General features: G+C 50.8%; 1 protein-coding gene and 2 pseudogenes. 2 read left to right on the top strand and 1 reads right to left on the bottom strand.

From position 1 onward, the window contains the following. Positions 1-671: membrane protein insertase YidC (gene yidC / locus KDK19_RS08420; RefSeq protein WP_257291731.1), on the bottom strand; the 671-nt coding region annotated here is incomplete at its 3' end. A gap of 10 nt (positions 672-681) precedes the next feature. Here yidC (KDK19_RS08420) and yidC (KDK19_RS08415) point away from each other — a divergent pair. Together yidC (KDK19_RS08415) and KDK19_RS08410 are read left to right on the top strand one after the other, a co-directional pair. Next, positions 682-1,056 (top strand): annotated as a pseudogene (gene yidC, locus KDK19_RS08415) (membrane protein insertase YidC); the annotation flags it as partial. A 122-nt stretch (positions 1,057-1,178) separates the two neighbouring features. Next, a pseudogene (locus KDK19_RS08410) lies at positions 1,179-1,346 on the top strand (tRNA uridine-5-carboxymethylaminomethyl(34) synthesis GTPase MnmE); the annotation flags it as partial.

The following is a 1,346-nucleotide window of genomic DNA, read 5'->3' as shown; positions in this document are numbered from 1 at the left end:
CCCATTGGGTTTACCTTCTCTTTCTTGTACATATCCATCATGGCCTGAGACATCTTCTGACGATCGTCACCATATCTCTCTTTCAGCTCCTGCATCTTTGGCCCCAGCTTACGCATTTTAGCCATAGAGCGGAAGCTGGCCTGGTTCAACGGATAGAATACTGCCTTCACGCAGACCGTCAGCAGGATGATTGCCCAGCCCCAGTTGCCCACCAGAGAGTGGATAAACTGCAGCAACATGAACAATGGTTGAGCCAGGAACCAAAGCATACCGAAGTCCATGGTCAGCTGCAGGCCGTCTGCCAGGTTCTTCAGAGCAGGTTGGTCTTTAGGACCTGCATAGAGTGTCGCACCGGTGGTCACTTTCTCTCCGGGATTTACTACCAGAGGGTCATTGTAGAAACCCACCATAAAGTATTCGTTGTTACGAGATACTTGGGTGTAGTAATTGTGAGGCTTGTGCTGGTCTGGCACCCAAGCACTTACAAAGTAGTGTTGAAGAATGGCTGCGTAGCCACCATCAACTCTTTCCTTGAAAGGCTCTTTGCTGAAATCATCAAAAGGCAGCTTCTTGTATGGCTCGTCAAGTGAACGGACAGCAGCCCCCAGGTAAGTATTCATGGGTGCACTGGAATTCACAGAGCTCGGGTCTTCTGAACCATCACGCTTCAGCTGAGCGTAGAAGGTAAACCCAATGGGTGGCTGCCTGCCGATTCTTGTTCAGATGCCGGTATTCATCGCCCTTTACTGGGTACTGCAGGAGTCTGTAGAACTGCGTCAGGCCCCCTGGCTTGGCTGGATTCAGGATCTGTCCCAGATGGACCCTTACTTCATCCTGCCGCTGATCATGGGGGCTTCAATGTTTGCACAACAGATGCTGAACCCAACGCCTCCCGATCCTGTACAGGCCAAGGTAATGAAGTTGATGCCACTGATCTTTACCGTATTCTTCCTCTGGTTCCCTGCGGGTCTGGTGTTGTATTGGGTAACCAACAACATTCTGTCGATTATTCAGCAATACATCATCACCCGAAAGATCGAGAGGGAAGACTCCTGAGTCTGGACCTCTCAAAAAAAACGGACTGTGACGGTCCGTTTTTTTTAGATGTTTGAAGGCCATAGCGCCAGCCCACGCCTTGAATTAGACTACGCGATTATTTTTCTCAGCCAGTTATTGCTATGTCCGACCTTAGCGCACTCCATAAAGACACTATTGCCGCTCAGGCTACCGCTCCCGGCAGGGGCGGAGTGGGTATCATCAGGGTCTCCGGCCCTGAGGCTTTGCGGGTAGCCAGAGAGATTCTGAAAAAGGAACCCAGTCCCCGCTACGCATATTACGGTCCTTTT

The organism is Endozoicomonas sp. ONNA1, from assembly GCF_024606325.1.
Classification (GTDB): domain Bacteria; phylum Pseudomonadota; class Gammaproteobacteria; order Pseudomonadales; family Endozoicomonadaceae; genus Endozoicomonas_A.
This window is presented reverse-complemented; position numbering and strand designations above follow the sequence as displayed.